The sequence below is a fragment of the Marinobacter denitrificans genome (genome assembly GCF_008795955.1).
Lineage (GTDB): Bacteria > Pseudomonadota > Gammaproteobacteria > Pseudomonadales > Oleiphilaceae > Marinobacter > Marinobacter denitrificans.
Genome location: NZ_VMHN01000001.1, coordinates 603,412 through 622,487, shown reverse-complemented (window position 1 = coordinate 622,487; position 19,076 = coordinate 603,412). Strand labels below are relative to the sequence as shown.

13 protein-coding genes are annotated in these 19,076 nt (G+C 59.2%); 9 read left to right on the top strand and 4 right to left on the bottom strand.

The features are described 5' to 3' along the window. Positions 1-323: 323 nt before the first annotated feature. The 3 genes from FO268_RS02940 to atzF form a co-directional block, all read right to left on the bottom strand. Positions 324-1,049 (bottom strand): GntR family transcriptional regulator, encoded by a 726-nt coding sequence (locus FO268_RS02940; RefSeq protein ID WP_150989342.1) that lies wholly within the window; start codon positions 1,047-1,049, stop codon positions 324-326. Positions 1,050-1,472: 423 nt separating this feature from the next. Beyond that, positions 1,473-5,105 carry an urea carboxylase gene (gene uca, locus FO268_RS02935; RefSeq protein ID WP_150989339.1) on the bottom strand — a complete coding sequence of 1,211 codons (3,633 nt, stop codon included), beginning with the start codon at positions 5,103-5,105 and terminating at the stop codon, positions 1,473-1,475. A gap of 14 nt (positions 5,106-5,119) precedes the next feature. Then, complete coding sequence (gene atzF / locus FO268_RS02930; RefSeq protein ID WP_150989336.1) at positions 5,120-6,955, bottom strand: allophanate hydrolase; 1,836 nt, start codon at positions 6,953-6,955, stop codon at positions 5,120-5,122. 350 nt (positions 6,956-7,305) lie between these two features. Here atzF and urtA point away from each other — a divergent pair, with 350 nt between their 5' ends. The 5 genes from urtA to urtE all read left to right on the top strand — a co-directional run bounded on the left by urtA (position 7,306) and on the right by urtE (position 12,970). Then, positions 7,306-8,613: an urea ABC transporter substrate-binding protein gene (urtA, locus tag FO268_RS02925; protein WP_150989333.1), complete on the top strand. Its 1,308-nt coding sequence runs from the start codon at positions 7,306-7,308 to the stop codon at positions 8,611-8,613. 96 nt (positions 8,614-8,709) lie between these two features. Then, on the top strand, positions 8,710-10,308 hold the full coding sequence (urtB, locus tag FO268_RS02920; protein WP_150989331.1) for an urea ABC transporter permease subunit UrtB: 1,599 nt from the start codon (positions 8,710-8,712) through the stop codon (positions 10,306-10,308). Between the two features lie 3 nt (positions 10,309-10,311). Continuing rightward, positions 10,312-11,451, top strand: coding sequence for an urea ABC transporter permease subunit UrtC (urtC, locus tag FO268_RS02915; protein WP_150989328.1), 1,140 nt, complete (start codon positions 10,312-10,314; stop codon positions 11,449-11,451). Then, positions 11,448-12,272, top strand: a complete 825-nt coding sequence (gene urtD / locus FO268_RS02910) for an urea ABC transporter ATP-binding protein UrtD (RefSeq protein ID WP_150989325.1) — start codon at positions 11,448-11,450, stop codon at positions 12,270-12,272. Before urtC ends, urtD begins: the two co-directional genes overlap by 4 nt. Next, entirely contained in the window at positions 12,272-12,970 is a 699-nt protein-coding gene (gene urtE, locus FO268_RS02905; RefSeq protein WP_150989320.1) for an urea ABC transporter ATP-binding subunit UrtE, read from the top strand. Before urtD ends, urtE begins: the two co-directional genes overlap by 1 nt. A gap of 544 nt (positions 12,971-13,514) precedes the next feature. Here the strand turns inward: urtE and corA are convergent. Continuing rightward, positions 13,515-14,588, bottom strand: a complete 1,074-nt coding sequence (gene corA, locus FO268_RS02895; RefSeq protein WP_114435584.1) for a magnesium/cobalt transporter CorA — start codon at positions 14,586-14,588, stop codon at positions 13,515-13,517. Between the two features lie 140 nt (positions 14,589-14,728). Between corA and FO268_RS02890 the strand changes: the two genes are divergently transcribed. The 4 genes from FO268_RS02890 (at position 14,729) to FO268_RS02875 (ending at position 18,866) form a co-directional block, all read left to right on the top strand. Further along, positions 14,729-15,499, top strand: a complete 771-nt coding sequence (locus FO268_RS02890) for a hypothetical protein (RefSeq protein WP_202336522.1) — start codon at positions 14,729-14,731, stop codon at positions 15,497-15,499. Between the two features lie 206 nt (positions 15,500-15,705). After that, entirely contained in the window at positions 15,706-16,503 is a 798-nt protein-coding gene (locus tag FO268_RS02885) for an undecaprenyl-diphosphate phosphatase (RefSeq protein WP_114435585.1), read from the top strand. Positions 16,504-16,596: 93 nt separating this feature from the next. Further along, on the top strand, positions 16,597-17,955 hold the full coding sequence (gene mgtE / locus FO268_RS02880) for a magnesium transporter (RefSeq protein ID WP_225316486.1): 1,359 nt from the start codon (positions 16,597-16,599) through the stop codon (positions 17,953-17,955). Positions 17,956-18,251: 296 nt separating this feature from the next. Continuing rightward, complete coding sequence (locus FO268_RS02875) at positions 18,252-18,866, top strand: tyrosine-type recombinase/integrase (protein ID WP_150989317.1); 615 nt, start codon at positions 18,252-18,254, stop codon at positions 18,864-18,866. Positions 18,867-19,076: the final 210 nt, after the last annotated feature.

The following is a 19,076-nucleotide window of genomic DNA, read 5'->3' as shown; positions in this document are numbered from 1 at the left end:
ATGGGGGGGGGAGTGCACGGACCGGAACACATTCCATGTGATCCTGAATCCGTGGCTGACCCCATGCCTGATCCTTCAGGCCTGCGCATAATCCTTTGCGCGTCTTCCTTGTATGTCGTCCCTGTAAGCCCTGATTCCCTGGGCAACTCCTGATCCGTGGAGTTATCTTCCCTGAGCCAGCTGTCCTTGCCGGCTTCTCATCCTTGACGCTGACCATTCTACGTGGGATCGGTTTTCGGGAAATCGGACAATGGCTCTGTGGCCTGTGCGATATCTCTTACAGATCTGTAATCTAATCAGGCCTCCGATAAATGAATGTAGATTCATGTTTTTGAAGAGTTTTCGAGAGTGGTGCTCGCGGAGCTCTGGTGTGCCTCCGCGGCTTCGCGGATCTTCTCCATGGTGATCTCCCGCACGGCCTTCTGGCTGATACGGATATGGCTTGTTAACCGGTCCGCCGCCTCTACGGAATGGCCGGCCCGGAGGGCCTCGAGTATTTCGGCGTGTTCCCGGTAGGTGGCGTCTATCCTGTCGTCGCGGGTAAAGTCCAGCCGGCGGATGATTCGCAGGCGGTCGGTGATCTCCCGGTGTATCCGCGTCATCTCCCGGTTGCCGGCGGCGGCCACCAGGTCGCAATGGAAGCTTTCGTCCAGCGCCCGCACGGTACTGCCAACGGCACGCTCCGAGGGATGGTCAGGGTTCCAGATGGCGGTAAGGGTTCTGACGGTCTGTGGCGTTTCCTGCAACTGACAGATCTTGTGCATCGCGGCCCGTTCGAGGGTGATGCGCAGGTCGTAGAGTTCTTCCACCTGTTGGAAGTCGAACGGCTTCACCTGCCAGCCACTGCGGAACAGTACTTCGACAAAGCCTTCCCGCTGCAGCCGATACAGGGCTTCCCGCACGGGCGTCCGGCTGGCATTCAGGCGTGCGCCTACGTCTCCCTCGCTGAACTTGTCCCCGGGGATCAGCCGAAACTCAAAGATGTCGTCCTTCAGGGCTTCGTAAACCCTGTCTGCCATGGACTCTTTTCTTTTGGTGTTTGTTGCCATCGCTTATCCGGTTATACCTCTTGTTTGGAGTTGGCCTTTGGGGCCGGCTGTTGGGTGGGGGTATTCAAAAGACGTCGTGAACCCATCCATGGGGACTTGAGCGCAGCATCCATGCTGCGCACACTTTTGAATACCCCCACCCAACAGCCGTCCCCGACTCCCGTTGCCTGCTAGAGAGCTTAGTCGGAAGTTTTGGTGAAGTCGTTTTCCGATTGCTGCCTGTATTACGAACAAACACTTTGTTTTTTCCAAACCGCATTCACCAAACTCCGAGAAGCCGGTGGGGGAAGGGGTGTCCCAGACTGTGCGCAGCAGGGATGCTGCGCTCAAGCCCCCATGGATGGGTTCACGGCGTGTCTGGGACACCCCTTCCCCCATCGGCGTTATTCCAGAGCAAGAGGCCAGCGGAGAAAAACTCCAAACTCAGACCTTGATGCTCAACAGAGGCTCCCCGGGAGTAACGGCCTTACCGGGCTCAACATGCATGGCGCTGATCTGCCCGGCGAGCGTGGCATTTATCTCGAATTCCATTTTCATGGCCTCTACGATCACCAGTGGATCACCTTCTGCCACGGTATCACCGGGTTTTACCAGGCACTTCCATATGTTGCCCGCTATCTCCGCACTCACCAGCTCCCCGAACCGCTCGAGGTCAGACACATCCGCCTTCGGCGGTGCCTTGGCCAGTTTGTCCAGTTCCTCGGCTTCGCTGTCTTTCCACAGGGCCACCTCTTTAGCGTATGCCGCCTGTTGCAGTTTGCGGAAGTCGGCGATGGAATCGGCGTTGGCGTCCAGGAAAGTCTGGTGGGATTTGAGGTCGAAGGTTTCTTCTTCGATTTTCACCGTCAACTGGCCGGCGCGGAACTGGTCTCGCATTTCATCCAGTTCGGCTTCAGAAACCGGGTAGTAGCACACCTGGTCGAAGAACCGCAGCAGCCAGGGGGCGCCCTCGGCGAACTGGGGGTTTTTGAGGTATTTGTTCCAGATGGGCAAAGTGCGGCCGACGAGCTGGTAGCCGCCCGGGGAGTCCATGCCGTAGATGCACATGTACACACCACCGATGCCCACCGTGCCTTCGGCGGTGTAGGTTCTTGCCGGGTTGTACTTGGAGGTGAGCATCCGGTGCCTTGGGTCCAGAGGCACGGCGCAGGGGGCGCCGAGGTAGACGTCGCCCAGGCCCAGTACCAGGTATCTGGCGGAGAACAGGATATCCCGAACGGCCTCCCGGCTGGGCAAGCCGTTGATGCGTTGCATGAAGTCCACGTTGTTGGGTAGCCAGGGGGCGGTGTCGCGGACTGACTGCCGGTATTTGTCCACCGCTTCCAGAGTCGCGCTGTCTTCGAAGGCCATGGGAAGGTGAATCACCCTGCTGCGGACTTTCAGTTCGTCCGTGGGTGGCAGGGTGGCTTCAAGATCCAGAAGGTAGGTCATCAGGGACTGCTGCGGCAGGATGCGGGAGTCGTACCGCAGCTGTAGAGATCGCACCCCCGGGGACAGTTCCAGCAAACCAGCCGGCTGTACGTCGGCGATGGCTTCCATCAGGGCGTGGATGCGCAAACGCACGCCCAGGTCCATCACGTTGGGGCCGTATTCCAGCAATATGTACTGGTCGCCGGCCTGGCGGTAGGTGACTTCCGGGCGTCCGTCGGTTTCTTCCAGGTGGGCCAGGATAGTGGCGGAGAGCCCATTCAGCGGCGCCAGGTCCGGAGCCACTAGCTCCGGCACCGGCGGTGCCATCAGGCTTTTGATGGCCAATTCCTGGCGCTCGGAGAGTTTTACGGCGGTGTCGTTATCAATGGCGACGAAGCGGATGGTGTCGCCGGGCTTTACCTGGCCGACTTTCCAAAGCTCGGCCTTGGCGATGGTCACCGGGCACACGAAGCCGCCCAGGCTGGGGCCGTCCTTGGTGAGGATTACGGGCATGTCGCCGGTGAAGTTGATGGAGCCGATGGCGTATTCGCAGTCGTGGATATTAGAGGGGTGCAGGCCCGCTTCACCGCCGTCGGCGCGGGTGAACTCCGGTTTGGGGCCGTTCAGACGGATGCCCAGGCGGTTGGAGTTGTAGTGTACTTCCCAGTCCTGCTCGAAGAATTTTTCGATGGACTTTTCGGTGAAGAAATCCGGGGCGCCGTGGGGGCCATAGAGCACGCCGATTTCCCAGTGGTCCGGATAATCCGGGATCAGGTCCGGGTCCGCCGGTGCAGGATCGTGTGTCGGGGCCGTGGTGGTGAAGGCGGGCAGGGCGATCTGGCTGATGCCCAGCATGTCACCGGGGCGCAATGGCCGGCCGCCGTGGCCGCCGAACTGGCCGAGGGCGAAGGTGGAACGGCTGCCCAGGTACACCGGCACATCGAAGCCGCCACGCACCGCCAGGTAGGTGCGGCAGCCCTTTATGGCCTTGCCCACTGCCAGAACCTGGCCGGCTTTTACGTGTATGGGTTTCCAGAATTCCACCGCCTTGTCGTCCAGGGTCGCTTCAGTCAGCGCACCAGTCAGCGCCACCACAGAATCCTTGTGGAACTTCAGGCTGGGGCCAGTCAGCGTGGCTTCCAGCCCGGCGGCTTCGTGGTGGTTACCTACAATGCGGTTGGCAATGCGGAAGGCGTAGTCGTCCATCGGGCCACTGGGCGGCACACCGATATTCCAGTAGCCCACGCGGCCGGGGTAGTCCTGCACCGTGGTGTAGGTTCCGGGTTTGACCACTTCCGCTACGGAGGGTTTGAACTCGAAGCTCTCCAGCGCCCGGGTGGAGACAATGCCATCGGCAAAGCTCTGCTGGGCCACCACCTGGCGCAGGTAGTCCAGGTTGGTGGCAATGCCTATCAGCCGGGTTTCCGCCAGGGCGGTTTTCAGTTTGGCCAGGGCATCAGCGCGGTCCTTGCCGTGCACGATCAGCTTGGCAATCATCGGGTCATAGTGGGCGGACACTTCGCTGCCGTTTTCCACCCAGGTATCGACGCGCACATCGTCTTCCGGCCAGTGCACGTCGGTCAGTTCGCCGGGGGAGGGCTGGAAGTCTTTCAATGGATCTTCAGCGTAGATGCGCACTTCCATGGAAGCGCCGTTCAGTTCTGGCTCGAAACTGGCCAGGTCCGGGCTCTCGCCGGCGGCGATCTTCAGCATCCATTCGATCAGGTCCAGGCCGGTGACAGACTCGGTCACCGGGTGCTCAACCTGTAAGCGGGTATTCACTTCCAGGAAGTAGAACTCGTCCCGGTCGGCGTCGTAGATGTATTCCACGGTGCCGGCGGAACGGTAGTTTACCGACTGGCCGAGGGAGACGGCGGCATCCAGCATCTGCTGGCGGGTAGCGGCAGGCAGGTTTGGCGCCGGGGTTTCCTCCACCACCTTCTGGTTGCGGCGCTGCAGGGAACAATCCCGCTCACCCAGGGCCACGACCTTGCCTCTGCCATCCCCGAACATCTGCACTTCCACATGGCGTGCCCGGGCGATGAAACGCTCCAGGAATACGCCACTGTCATTAAAGAAGCTCTGGCCCTGGCGGCGTACGGTTTCGAACGCATCCCGCAGGTCGGCTTCGCTGTTGCAGCGGGTCAGCCCGATGCCGCCACCGCCGGCGGTGCTTTTCAGCATCACCGGGTAGCCCAGCTTATTGGCTACGGCAACCGCTTCGTCCAGGCTGTCCAGCAGGCCGCTGCCCGGCGCCAGGGGCACGCCGGCGGCTTCCGCCAGTTCCCGGGCCCGGTGCTTCAGGCCGAACTCGCGCATCTGCTCTGGCGTTGGGCCGATAAATGCAATGCCGTCGGCCTCGCAGGCTTCGGCAAAGTCGGCGTTTTCAGAGAGGAAACCGTAACCGGGAATAATTGCCTCGGCACCGGTGTGCTTGGCCGCCGACAGAATCTGGGCCTTATCGAGGTAGGTTTCGCTGGCGCCGTTACCGGTCAGGGCCACGGATTCATCGGCCAGGGTAACGTGCAGGCTGTGGCGGTCCTGGTGGGAATAGACGGCGACACTGCCCACGCCCATGGCCTTGAGGGTGCGAATGGTGCGGACCGCGATTTCGCCACGGTTGGCGATCAATACTTTGGTAAACATGGGGGCGAAACTCCTTATGCCTTGCCGGATTTAAGAGCGGTGATGTAGGCGCGCCAGCCGCCGAATTCGGTGACATCCCGCGCGCCCTCGAAGCCGTAGCCTTCGCAGATAAAACCGTTCACCCAGCGCCCATCCGCCAGTTCCACATTGCCGATGCCCAGGGGCGCCGGAATCAGGTCCACGAAGGAGCCGAAGGCCGAGGCGGGCATTTCCCAGACTTCCACGACGATCTGTTCGCCTTCTCCCGTTGCTACCCGTTTCAGTCCGGGCTTGGGCGGGGTGGTGTTGGGCAGGGCGTATAGCCGGTAGTTGGCAGAGGTAGTGGTCTGCTCGAGCAGTACGGAGTAACGTTCGGTCAGTTGGGTGTTCAACGGCATGCCGCTGAGATGCGCACCGACCACGGCCACCTTCACAGTAGGCGTGGAGATTTCGGCGCCGGGTGTTTCTTCCCGCCGGAGCTTGTCCGTCGCCCCTAGTGGCGTGGGGTGGGCATTTAGCCACTGGCAGGCCAGGTGTTGCAGCTCGGTGTCCTTCCACGCGCCGCTGATCAAGGTAACGCCGAAGGGCAGGCCATCGTCCCGGAAGCCGGCGGGGATGGCCAGCGCGCAGAAGTCCGCCAGGTTCACGAAATTGGTGTAGGTGCCCAGCTGGCTATTCAGCGTAACCGGGTCTTTATTGACCGCTTCAATGGTCGGCGCCGTGGGTGCAGTGGGCACCAATAGGGCATCCACATCCGCCAGCAATTCATCAATCTGCCGCAACAGTTCTTCCTTGCGGTACTGGGCCCCGAAGGTGTCCGTGGCGGTGAACTTGCCGGCATTGGCGATGATGCTTTTCACCACCGGGTTCATGTCGTCGCCATGGCTGGCCATGAAGGATTCCACCGCAGCATGGCGTTCTGCCACCCAGGGGCCTTCATAGAGCAGGGCGGCCAGCTCCAGCATGGGGCTGAAATCCACCGGTACCAGCTCAACGTTCTGTTCTCGCCACAGGCTGATGGCAGTATTCCAGGCCGCTTCGGACTGCTGGTCACCAAACCATTGCGGGTGCTCGGGAATGGCCAGGCGTTTGATCGGGCCGGGGCGTCGAATGGCCGGGCCGTCCAGGGGCAGGGCGTAGGGCGCCTTGCGGGAGAAGGCATCGTCGGCATCGAACCCGGCCATGGCATCGGCTACCGCCCCAGCATCGTTCACCGTCAGGGCAAACACAGACACACAATCCAGGGAACGACAGGCGGGCACCACGCCGTGAATACTGAACAGCCCCTTCGTCGGCTTCAGCCCCACCAGGTTGTTCAGCCCCGCCGGCACACGGCCGGAGCCGGCGGTGTCGGTGCCCAACGCAAACGGCACCAGGCCGCGGGCCACCACCGAGGCGGAACCGGAGCTGGAGCCGCCGCTCACCACCTCAGGCTTGAAGCTGTTTGGTACCGCCCCATAAGGAGAGCGTGTGCCCACCAGCCCGGTGGCAAACTGGTCGAGATTGGTTTTACCAATCAGCACCGCGCCAGCGGCCTTCAGCCGGGCCACGGTGTTGGCATCTTCTGCAGGGGAATAGGCATAGGCCGGGCAGCCTGCGGTGGTCTCAAACCCGACGGCGTCAATGTTGTCCTTCGCTGCGAAAGGAATGCCGTACAGCGGCAGGCGGCTGATATCCCCATCCACCTTATTGAGTGTGCCTGCCAGGTCGAACAGGGCCGCCTGCAACTGCGTGCTACCTGATAGTGCAATCCAGGCGTTGTCGGTTGTATCCAGGCTGGCTATCAGCTCTCCCAGCAGTTTCTCGGGCGTAGCGCCCGACTGATAGGCCTTCCTCCAGTCCTCAATAGTCCATCCGGTTGTTGCTGGCATGGTGCATCCTCATGTGCGTTGTCATCTTGTATACATGAGCAATGGCAATGCCCGTGCCACTCGAAAGGGATTTGTAAATAACCAATGAAAACAATTAGATGCATGTATGAGACGAGAAAAGAGACATTTTTAAGGTGCACTAATGCTGGGCGGGTGCACCAGAAAATGGCCCGGAAACCGCAGATTTGCAGGCCATGACGCCCGGAAAGAGCCGGTCCTGCTAGCTTGTATACTAGATAAGTGATTGTTGTGTATGGGAATTGGTGAAAGCTGGAACGCCAGATGCAGTGGCAGGAGTGCGTTTACTCAAGCGAATGGCACGAACCAACCTGCAAACAAGGACGCACAACATGACTATTAAAAAACACGTGAAACTTGGCCTCTCAGCGCTGGCCCTCTCTGTCTCCCTTAACGCAATGGCCGCCGAAGACCCGATCAAGGTCGGTATCCTGCATTCCCTCTCCGGCACCATGGCCATCAGTGAAACGGTCCTGAAAGACACCGTTGAAATGCTCATTGAAAAACAGAACGCCGAAGGCGGTGTACTCGGCCGCCAACTGGAAGCCGTAGTAGTAGACCCGGCCTCCGACTGGCCGCTGTTTGCGGAAAAGGCCCGTGAACTGCTGGCCAAGGAAAAGGTCGATGTCATCTTCGGCAACTGGACCTCGGTTTCCCGCAAGTCCGTACTGCCGGTTGTGGAAGAACTCAACGGCCTGCTGTTCTACCCGGTTCAGTACGAAGGTGAAGAGTCTTCAGAGAACGTGTTCTACACCGGCGCCGCTCCCAACCAGCAGGCGATCCCGGCGGTGAACTACCTGATGAACGAAATCGGCGTCGAGCGCTGGGTACTGGCGGGCACCGATTACGTCTACCCGCGCACCACCAACAAAATCCTTGAGACCTACCTGATGGACCAGGGCGTGGCCAAGGACGACATCATGATCAACTACACGCCTTTCGGGCATTCCGACTGGCAGAACATCGTGTCTGACATCAAGCGCTTCGGTTCCGCCGGCAAGAAGACCGCCGTGGTGTCCACCATTAACGGTGACGCCAACGTGCCTTTCTATCGCGAACTGGGCAACCAGGGTATCTCCGCTTCCGACATCCCCGTGGTTGCCTTCTCCGTGGGTGAGCAGGAGCTCTCCGGTATCGACACCGGCCCGCTGGTTGGCCACCTGGCCGCCTGGAACTACTTCATGAGCGTGGACAGCGACGCCAACTACGACTTCATCGACCAGTGGGTTGCCCACACCGGCGACGAGGAAGCCGTCACCAACGACCCGATGGAAGCCCACTACATCGGCTTCAACATGTACATCGAAGCGGTGAAAAAAGCCGGCACCACCGACGTGGATGCGGTGAAAGACGCCATCATCGGCGTGAGCGTGCCAAACCTCACCGGCGGCTACGCAGCCATGATGCCCAACCACCACATCACCAAGCCGGTGCTGATTGGTGAGATCCAGGACAACGGCCAGTTCTCCGTTGTATGGGAAACCCCGTCCACCGTGGCTGGCGATGCCTGGTCTGACTTCCTGCCCGGTTCAAAGGACCTGATTGCCGACTGGCGCAAGCCGATGTCCTGCGGCACCTTCAACACCAAAACCGGCAGTTGCGGCGCTTCGGCCGGCGAAATGGCGGCGGCTGACGAATAAGACACAGCGACCAACATAGCAATACAGGCAACCGGAGGTAGCGATGCTGCCCCCGGTTGCCACCCCGCAACTCGCTTTCAACAGACAGGACACACTATGGGCATCCTCCGATCGCTCACATTGCTGCTTATTGCCCTGGCTTCCGCGCTTTCGCTTCCTGCAACTGCACAGGAAGACGACCCCGGCACGGCACTGCTGACCAACCTTGCCGAAGCGCCGAACAGCAAAGTGGAAGAAGCCCTCAATGCCATCGTCAGCAGTGGTGACCCAAGAGCCAGGGGCTGGCTCGAAGCCTATGGCAACAACCGCCTGAGCCAGGTCAAAAACACCGGCCAGGTTGTTGTGGTTCTGAACAACCGGGGCCGGGACTGGAAAATTGCCAACCCGCTGACCGGAGAGAACATGGGCGAAATGTCCCGCCGCGAGCTGGACAGAGTCGCCATCAACAACGCCATACGGGGCCAGCTCGGGGGCATTCTTGCCATGCTGGACCTGAACGCCCCGGACCCGGACGTGCGCGAAGCCTCCGCACAGGACATGATGGGCAAAGTGGACGCTTTGCTGGTTGAGCCGCTGGAAGCGCGGCTGGAACTGGAGGAGAGCGCAAAGGTACGTAACCGCATTGAAGAGGCCCTGGCCATTTACCGGGTGGGCGAGGGTGACCTTGATGCTGTGGAAGTACTGGCCGGCAGCCTGCACCCCCGCGCCCGTGCCTCCCTGAACGTGGCCGTCCGGGGCGATGACCCTGCACTGGCCGCCAAGGCCAAACAGGCCCTGAGCACCATCGAACAGAAATTGAAACTGAACCGTGCTGCAGAGACCCTGTATTTCGGCCTCAGCCTCGGCTCGGTTCTGGTACTGGCTGCCATCGGCCTGGCCATCACCTTCGGTGTGATGGGCGTGATCAACATGGCCCACGGCGAACTGATCATGCTGGGTGCCTACACCACCTGGGGCATGCAGCAACTGTTACCGGGCCAGCCCGGCCTGGCGCTGATCCTTTCCATACCCGCCGGCTTCATGGTAGCGGCCACCGCCGGCATCATCATCGAACGCAGCGTGATCCAGTATCTCAAGGGCCGCCCGCTGGAAACCCTGCTGGCCACCTTCGGTATCAGCCTGATCCTGCAGCAACTGGTGCGCACCGTCATCTCGCCCCAGAACCGCACCGTGGTCACACCGGAGTGGATGAGTGGCTCACTGGTGATCAACGACGCGCTGTCCCTCACCCTCAACCGCATGTACGTGCTGGGCTTCGCCCTTGTGGTTTTTGCCGCGCTGATGCTGATCATGCGCAGAACCCGCCTGGGCCTGGAAGTGCGCGCTGTTACCCAGAACCGCAACATGGCCCGCTCCATGGGTATCCGCGCCACCCGGGTAGACATCATGACCTTCGCCCTGGGCTCCGGCGTTGCCGGCCTGGCGGGAGTGGCGCTGTCCCAGCTCACCAACGTGGGCCCCAACCTGGGCCAGAACTACATCATCGACTCCTTCATGGTGGTGGTGTTCGGCGGCGTGGGCAATCTGTGGGGCACCCTCATAGCGGGACTGTCACTGGGCACCATCAACCAGCTGCTGGAACCCTGGGCCGGTGCCGTACTCGCGAAGATCATTGTGCTGGTCTTTATCATCCTGTTTATCCAGAAACGCCCAATGGGACTCTTTCCCCAGAAGGGCCGTGCAGCGGAGGGCTGAGTTATGGCGTCATCACAGAACTGGCTGCTCCGGCCTTTTCAGGAGCGTTCCACACAACTATTCCTGGGCGTATTGTTTACGGCGCTGGTGGTGGTGACCTTCCTCCACCTGTTCATGCCCCAGGACAGCGCCCTGCATGTCAGCGCCTACACCGTCACCCTGCTGGGCAAGTACCTTTGCTATGCACTGCTGGCGGTGGCGGTGGACCTGGTGTGGGGGTATCTCGGTATCCTCAGCCTGGGCCACGGCGCCTTTTTTGCCCTCGGTGGCTACGCCATGGGCATGTACCTGATGCGCCAGATCGGCGACCGCGGCACCTACGGCGACCCGGTACTGCCGGACTTCATGGTGTTCCTGAACTGGGACTCGCTGCCCTGGTACTGGCAGGGCTTCGACATGGCCTGGTTTGCGTTCATCATGGTGCTGCTGGCACCGGGCCTACTGGCGCTGGTGTTCGGCTTCCTGGCCTTCCGCTCGCGGGTGACCGGAGTGTACCTCTCCATCATCACCCAGGCGCTGACCTTTGCGTTGATGCTGGCCTTCTTCCGCAACGAAATGGGCTTTGGCGGCAACAACGGGCTGACCGACTTCCGCGACATCCTCGGCTTCAACCTGCGCACCGACGCCACACGGCTGGGGCTGTTCATCGCCACCGGCATCGCCCTGGCCATCGGCTACGTGATCTGCCGCGCCATCGTGGCCAGCAAGCTGGGCCGGGTGAGCATCGCCTGCCGAGATGCCGAAGCCCGCACCCGCTTTTTGGGTTACCGGGTGGAACGGGTGCAGCTGTTCGTGTTCGTGGTGTCCGCCATGCTGGCGGGTGTGGCCGGGGCCTTGTACGTGCCGCAAGTAGGCATCATCAACCCCAGCGAATTCTCGCCGCTGTTCTCCATCGAGATCGTGGTGTGGGTGGCCCTCGGTGGCCGCGCAACACTCTACGGGGCGGTAATCGGCGCCATCCTGGTGAACTACGCCAAAACCGTGTTCACCGGCGTGATGCCGGACGCCTGGCTGTTCGCCCTGGGTGGCCTGTTTGTGCTGGTGACCGTGTTCCTGCCCAAGGGCATTGCCGGGCTGCTGCAGAAACGCCACAAAACCAAACCAGATGACGACACCCCCACCCGGCAGGAGGCCACCGCATGAGCATTTTTCAGGAACTTGCCAATCGAGACCAGGTATTCGACTTCCTCGCACCGGTGCAGTCCCCGGTGGACGTGCGCCACGGCCCGATCCTGTACATGGAAGACGTGAACGTGAGCTTTGACGGCTTCAAGGCCATCAACAACCTCAACCTCACCGTGGACGACGGCGAACTGCGCTGCATCATCGGGCCCAACGGCGCAGGCAAAACCACCATGATGGACATCATCACCGGCAAAACCCGGCCAGATACAGGCTCCGTATGGTTCGGCAGCCGCCACAACCTGCTCACCAAGAACGAGCCGGACATCGCCAGCCTGGGCATCGGCCGCAAGTTCCAGAAACCCACGGTGTTTGAAGCCCTAACCGTGTTCGAAAACCTGGAACTAGCCATGGCCACGGATAAACGCATCCTGCCCACCCTGACCGCCATCATGAAACCGGAATACCGGGACCGCATCGACGAAGTGCTACAAACCATCGGCCTGCAGGAACTGCGGGACAGACTCGCCGGCATCCTCTCCCACGGCCAGAAACAGTGGCTGGAAATCGGCATGCTGCTGATGCAGAAACCAAGGCTGCTTTTGGTGGACGAGCCGGTAGCGGGCATGACCGAACAGGAAATGGAACGCACCGCCGAACTGCTCACCAGCCTGGCGGGCAAGCAGTCCGTGGTGGTGGTGGAGCACGACATGGGCTTCGTGCGCTCCATCGCCCGCAAAGTCACCGTGCTGCACCAGGGCAGCGTACTGGCTGAAGGCACCATGGACCAGGTCTCCAACGACCCGGAAGTGATCAAGGTCTACCTGGGGGAGGAGGCGTAATGCTCAAAATCAACAAACTCAACCAGTACTACGGCGAAAGCCACACCCTCTGGGACCTGGACCTGGACGTACCCCAGGGCCAGTGCACCTGCGTGATGGGCCGCAACGGCGTGGGCAAAACCACCCTGGTGAAATGCATCATGGGCGAGGAAACCACCAGCAGCGGCAGCATCGAATTCGCCGGGGATGTGGAACTGACCAAAAAGAAAATCGAAGACCGCTCACGCCTGGGCATCGGCTACGTACCCCAGGGAAGGCAAATATTTCCCCTGCTCACCGTGGAAGAGAACCTCCGCACCGGCCTGGCTGTGCGCAAGGACGGCAGCAAGAAAATCCCCGAGCGAGTGTATGAGTTGTTTCCGGTGTTGAAGGAAATGAAAAACCGTAGAGGCGGCGACCTTTCCGGCGGGCAGCAACAGCAGTTGGCGATTGGGCGGGCGCTGGTGATTGAGCCGAGGTTGCTGATTCTGGATGAGCCGGGGGAGGGGATTCAGCCGAATATTGTGACGCAGATTGGGGAGGTTATTCGTCGCCTGATCGAAGAAGACGGGCTGACCGTTCTACTTGTTGAGCAGAAGTTGCCGTTTGCCAGGAAGTATGCGGATCGGTTTGCGATTTTGGATCGGGGGAGGCGGGTTGCTGCGGGGGGGATTGCTGGGTTGAATGATGAACTTATCAGGAAGCACCTGACGGTCTAGCGACCCGGGTATTCTCCCGCTTCGAGAGTCCTAAAAGCCCTGACTATAATGACTCCGTGCCGAGTGATGCTTGGCACGGAGTTTTTGTTTTCAAACTAATTGAGGCGAACTACGCAAATTTGGGGGCAGCTCGACAAAGCATCGGCGATTAAACAAAAGCGGACCTTCGCACGCTCATGATTCCTGAGTATGTTTGGCGTCATGGTGGCGCCCTTGTTCACATCAAATGACAGAAAAATTCAAATCAGCTCAGAGACTAAAAGAGATATGATGCTTCGATCTCTTTTCACGGCCACTCTGGCATCTGCACTGATCGCGCAACCCTCAGCAGCTGCGTTCAGCCTCACATCGTTCAATTTTTGATCTTGCAGAGCCTGGCAAACAGGGAGAGCTCTATATCGGGAGGCAGAGCACGTCGGCAACACTGGACAACAGCCTGTTTGCACCGGGCTTGGATTCCATCGACCTGACGATCTACCAGCTCCCGTTTGGCGGGCTGGCAATTCGGTTCTGAAGCCGATGATCATTTGTTTACTGTCCAACCCTACATCCAACCACGACGTTTGAAGAACCAGATCAGCCCCCCAGCAATACCAATCATCACGCCCCAAACCAATGGATAACCGTAGTGCCAGCCAAGCTCCGGCATGGACCAGGGGCTGTCAGGATTTTCAAAGTTCATGCCATAGATCCCTACCACAAAGGTGAGGGGGATGAAGATGGTGGCGATGATAGTGAGCACCCGCATCGTTTCGTTGGTGCGCTGGCTGATGCTGGACAGGTAAATATCCACCATGCTGGTGGCCATTTCCCGGAAGCTCTCCAATAGCTCGATGATCTGCACGCTGTGGTCGTGGCAGTCGCGGAAGTAAATCTGGGTGTCGGCACTAATCAGCGGGTCTTCTGCCCGCATCAGGCTGGTCATCAGCTCCCGCTGGGGCCACAGCACTCGGCGCAGCATCAGCAACTCTCGCTTGAGTCCGTGAATACCGGCCAGGGTTTTCTGCTTGGGGTTTTCCAGCAGTGCAGCTTCCATTACCTCCAACTGGTCTCCGAACTCCTCCAGCACCGGAAAGGCGGAATCGGTAATCAGATCCATCAGAGCATACAGCAGGTAATCGATCCCCCGGGAGGTAAAACGCCGATTGTTGGGCATACGCATCCGTTTGCGTACCGGCTCGAACGGGTCTTCGTCCAGCGGGCACAGGCAGATCAGGTAATCCTGCCCCACGAACAGACTGATCTGAACAATCTCCAGGGTGGTGCCATCGTAGAACGGCATGGCAGCGATGATGAAGAGCTGGTCGTCGTACACTTCCAGTTTCGGTCGCTGGCCGGTGTTAAGCACGTCTTCCAGGGCCAGGTCGTGCAGGTCAAACAGGTCGCCGAGCTTGCGCAGGGTGTCCGGGTCGGCCTGGCCGTTGATTTGCACCCAGGTTTTCGAGGGCCGATCCAGATAATCCCGGCAGTCGACTGCCCGGCCCAGGCTGACCTCTTCCACGTGGTCATCGGTGTAGTCCATCAGGTGAACCGTGACTGGCCCTTTATGGTCGCTCGCCGCCACCAGGGTGCCCGGCGCCGTGCCGGGGTCATGATAGTGTTTGCTGAAATAGGCCATCTGCCCGCCTTGTTAATTGTTCTGGTTTGCGCTGCATGCTGGCCTTATTATGCTATGTTCTGGACTGTACGCGACTTTTTGTTCGATGACAGAAAGTCTGGATGCCGTCTCACCGTCTGTCCAGACCGAATGGAGCGCACGTGACCGAACACCCCAAACCCCACCAAAACCAGCCGGTCCTGATCCGGAACCTCGCCACTGCCATCGAGCGGTCCGAGATCCCGCTGGCCGTCTACGGCACCATCTTCGCGACCATGGCACTGCTCTGGATCTTCCAGGCAATCCACCCGGACCTGACCCTCGGCCTGTTTACCGAGTTGCTCGGCGCCGCCTTCACCCTTTTCATCATCGATTCGCTGCTGGTGCGCTCCAAGGCCAACCGCTGGAAACTGGTGCGCGGGCACATTGACTACTTAATTGCCCGCCACATCAACCGCCTTCGGGACGGCGTGGCCGGCCGCGCCTTCGGCTTTGACCCGAACATTACCGAAGGCCCGGAAGAAGCCGAACAGCACGGGCGAATCCGTTCCGAGCGCGCCCGCTTTCTGCACGAGCTGGAAACCCGCACCGGCGAGGAACTGATGGCGAAACTGTGTGACAAGAGCTTGTTCAGCGAAAGCAGCTACGAGTATTTCCAGGAAAAGGCCCGGGACTTGTGGGACATTCTGAACATGAAGTATTCCGAGTACATGGAGCCCTCCCTGGTGTCACTGCTGATGCGGCTGCACACCGAACTGAGCGACGTTTGCGGCCACATCCGCCAGTACCGCAAGGCCGACCGGCACCCCGAGGATGCAGCCTTCTATCACCAGATCGGCCGTTTGGGGATCAGCCACAGTTTGCTGACAGTGATTGAACTGGTGAACGAGCTCAAACACCAGGGCTATTCCGAGTCTGCCGCGCTGAAATGAGCCGCCCTCTCGCGCAACTGCAGACTTCAGCCCGACACCACTCCATCGGTGCGAATTGCAAATATCAAGCGACAGAGATTCCCGGCCTGAGCAGGGAGGCGCTGCCGATCACATAATCCTTTGCCTGTTCCGGCTGGCCACCATCTGATACGATCCCCCGCCGGCAATCTGACAGCGATTCCCGGCCAGCAAACGGACAACATTTCATGGACTTCTTCCAGGCATTTTTCCTAGGCATTCTGCAGGGATTGACCGAGTTTCTGCCCATTTCCAGCTCCGGCCACCTGATCCTGATCCCCGCTTTCTTTGACTGGGAAGATCAGGGGGTCGGCTTTGACCTGGCCGTGCATGTGGGCACCTTGCTAGCGGTGGTGCTGTACTTCCGTAAAGACGTGTTTGGCATTACCCGCGATGGGCTTATCTCCCTGGCCCGGCGCCAGATGGTCGGCCAGGGCAACATGGCCTGGTTCTTGGTGGTCGGCACCATCCCCGCCGGCCTGGTCGGGCTGGCGCTGCTGGATATGATCGACAACGAGCTTCGGGCGGTGGAAGTCATTTTCTTTACCACCCTGGTATTCGGGCTGCTGCTGGGCTGGTCCGACTGGCGGCCCAACAAGGGTCGGACTCTGCACAGCCTGACCTGGAAAGATGCCCTTATCGTGGGGTGTGCACAGGCTCTTTCGCTAGTGCCGGGCACCTCCCGCTCCGGTGCCACCATCACCGCAGGCTTGTTTCTGGGGATGAGCCGGCAGACCGCCTCCCGGTTTTCGTTCCTGCTGGCCATTCCGATTACCGCCTTGGCCTCGGCGGTGAAACTGCTGGAAGCGGCCACATCGGAGGTTGCCGTCGACTGGTTCGGTTTTCTGGTGGGCGGGGTTACGTCGTTCATCATGGCTATCATTGCCATCCACTTCTTCCTGAAGTGGCTGAATAAGGTGGGCATGTCGCCCTATGTGCTCTACCGGATTGTTCTTGCAATAGTTATATACGCTGTCCTAATGTAAACGCCGCTGGCATATCACATGGTTGAGCCAATGAATGAAACAGTTCAAGGCACGCCTTGGATGGTCGTTTTTTCTTAATGTGAAAGGTTGCTTATGACCGAAGCTGTGGAACTGGAACTGAAGGAGCAAATCCGGGAGTTTCTGGGTCAGGATAACTGGGAACAGGCGCTAACGTTACTCAGCAGTCGTCACCCAGCGGATATCGGCTCTGTTATCGACGAACTCGAGCCTGACTACGCTTACGAGCTGTTTGACCACCTGGAGCTAGCCCGGCAGGCGAAAGTTCTAGCCTATCTGTCCACGTCCCACCAACTCAGCATGGTTCGCCGCCTGAATCAGCATGCACTGGCCCGTCTTTTTACCGAAATGAACGCCGATGAACGGGCCGACTTGTATCAGGAGTTGCCGGAAGATGTACAGGAAATCCTTATGCCGGCACTGGCCAAAGCCGAACGGGAGGACCTCTTGCGACTGGCCGGTTATGAGGAAGGCACCGTTGGCGCCATCATGACCAGCGAGTACGCGACACTTCCGGGCCACATCAATGCACGGCGGGCGGTAGAGCGTTTGAGAGCCCAGGCACTGAACAAGGAAACCATCTACATTGCCTATGTTCTGGACAGTGAGCGCCGGCTGCTCGGCACCATAACCCTGGCCGGCCTGGTGATCGCGCCTGATGATCAGAAAGTAGGGGAACTGATTCACCGGGATACCGTCAGCGTCAATGTCCATGATCCGCAGTCCCAGGCCGCCAAACTGATTGCAGACTACGACCTGCTGGCTATTCCGGTGGTGGATGACCACGAAGCAATGGTGGGTATAGTGACCCACGATGATGCTATGGATGTTCAGGAAGCCGAGGCGACAGAGGATTTCCACAAGGGCGCTACCGTCGGCGCCATGCCTAGTGGATTTCGCCAGGCAAGTCTGAGAACACTTTACCAGAAACGTATTTTCTGGCTCATCCTCCTGGTATTTGCCAATGTTTTTTCCGGCGCCAGCATTGCCTTGTATGAAGACACGCTAGCGGCGCACATCGGGCTGGTGTTTTTCCTGCCCCTCCTCATCGCCAGTTCCGGTAACGCGGGCACGCAGTCGGCTACCTTAATGGTCCGGGCCATGGCAACGGGCGAGGTGGTCACAAGGGACTGGGGGCGTATGTTGATCAGGGAGATTAGCGTGGGGCTTGCCCTTGGCCTGACCATGGCTTTCGCCGTGGCGGGGATAGGTCTCGTGCGGAGCGGTCCGGAAATGGCAACAGTAGCAGCACTGACCATGGTCATCGTGGTACTGGCCGGGAGCCTGATCGGCATGTCGCTGCCTTTTCTGCTCAACCGGCTGAATCTGGATCCGGCAACGGCCAGTGGGCCAGTGGTGACTTTCATCGCTGATGTCGCCGGCATTCTCATCTATTTTGCGATTGCAACAGCGATACTGACCCTACCCACCTGATGTGCCAAAGATCGCCCTGCAGAGGATTTGGCGATCCAGGTGAAACAGCCGGACTGCATAGCCGCCTGTGAGCCGGACGAAACAGAGCGACAAATCCTGCAGGAGTTGCGGATTCTCGAACTTGGCTACTTGGAAAAACTGATTCAAAAGTTACGGTCATTACTAGGGAACAGTTGGATCAAAGACTGGGGACAAGTCAACTGAATCTGACCGTTCGCTTTGCGACCGGTTGGCCAGCAGAAAACAAACTTCTGAACCATACTTAAGGGCCCTTACCCTCCAAAGAGGGCCATGTCATGACATTTCCTACCAGCAAAGCTCCCTGGAACAAGGGAAAGCTCGTTGGCCAGAAACTACCGCTCAAACTCGAACAAATATGGGCTATCCGCATTCGGTTAGAGATTGCAAATAACATCCGCGAGCTGGCGATGTTCAACATGGCGATTGATTGCAAGCTCAGATCCTGCGATATGGTAAAGCTCTTGGTTCGAGATATTTCCAGAAACGGAGAGGTTTTGGATCGGGCGCAAGTCATCCAGCAGAAAACCAGTCAACCCGTTCAGTTTGAGATAACCAAAAAGACTCGCGAATCGGTCGAAGCATGGATCGAATTTCGCGGACTATCAGGTATGGATTATTTATGGCCGAGCCGGATGAGAAAGTTTGACCACATCACTACTCATCAATATGCCCGTATCGTCAAGAAGTGGATCGGAAGCATTGGACTTGATCCTTCCGTCTATGCCACTCACTCAATGAGACGGAGCAAGGCAACCTTGATCTACAAGAAGACCAAAAATCTCCGAGCAGTCCAATTGCTATTGGGGCACACAAATATGTCCAGTACCGTGCGATACCTTGGTGTCGAGGTGGACGATGCTCTGGAGATAGCTGAGAGTATTGAGATCTAATTGGTGTAACGAGGCCCTTCGATCGACCGTTGGGTGACGCAGCCGCTCTCAGCGCCAGTCGATGATCATCTTCGGGAGCCGATCACGCCTCTCCAATGGCTAAACAGAAGCGGACCTTTTGTCCTCACGGATTCTGCGGTTACCGCGGACAGATCTCTGAAGATGCTTGATTTTGGCCTGCATGACCTGCCCCCCGGTATTTAATCCAAC

Coding starts and splice junctions, on each gene's coding strand:
- FO268_RS02940 (WP_150989342.1), bottom strand. CDS start 1,049: ATGGCAACAAACACCAAAAGAAAAGAGTCCATGGCAGACAGGGTTTAC.
- uca (WP_150989339.1), bottom strand. CDS start 5,105: ATGTTTACCAAAGTATTGATCGCCAACCGTGGCGAAATCGCGGTCCGC.
- atzF (WP_150989336.1), bottom strand. CDS start 6,955: ATGCCAGCAACAACCGGATGGACTATTGAGGACTGGAGGAAGGCCTAT.
- urtA (WP_150989333.1), top strand. CDS start 7,306: ATGACTATTAAAAAACACGTGAAACTTGGCCTCTCAGCGCTGGCCCTC.
- urtB (WP_150989331.1), top strand. CDS start 8,710: ATGGGCATCCTCCGATCGCTCACATTGCTGCTTATTGCCCTGGCTTCC.
- urtC (WP_150989328.1), top strand. CDS start 10,312: ATGGCGTCATCACAGAACTGGCTGCTCCGGCCTTTTCAGGAGCGTTCC.
- urtD (WP_150989325.1), top strand. CDS start 11,448: ATGAGCATTTTTCAGGAACTTGCCAATCGAGACCAGGTATTCGACTTC.
- urtE (WP_150989320.1), top strand. CDS start 12,272: ATGCTCAAAATCAACAAACTCAACCAGTACTACGGCGAAAGCCACACC.
- corA (WP_114435584.1), bottom strand. CDS start 14,588: ATGGCCTATTTCAGCAAACACTATCATGACCCCGGCACGGCGCCGGGC.
- FO268_RS02885 (WP_114435585.1), top strand. CDS start 15,706: ATGGACTTCTTCCAGGCATTTTTCCTAGGCATTCTGCAGGGATTGACC.
- mgtE (WP_225316486.1), top strand. CDS start 16,597: ATGACCGAAGCTGTGGAACTGGAACTGAAGGAGCAAATCCGGGAGTTT.
- FO268_RS02875 (WP_150989317.1), top strand. CDS start 18,252: ATGACATTTCCTACCAGCAAAGCTCCCTGGAACAAGGGAAAGCTCGTT.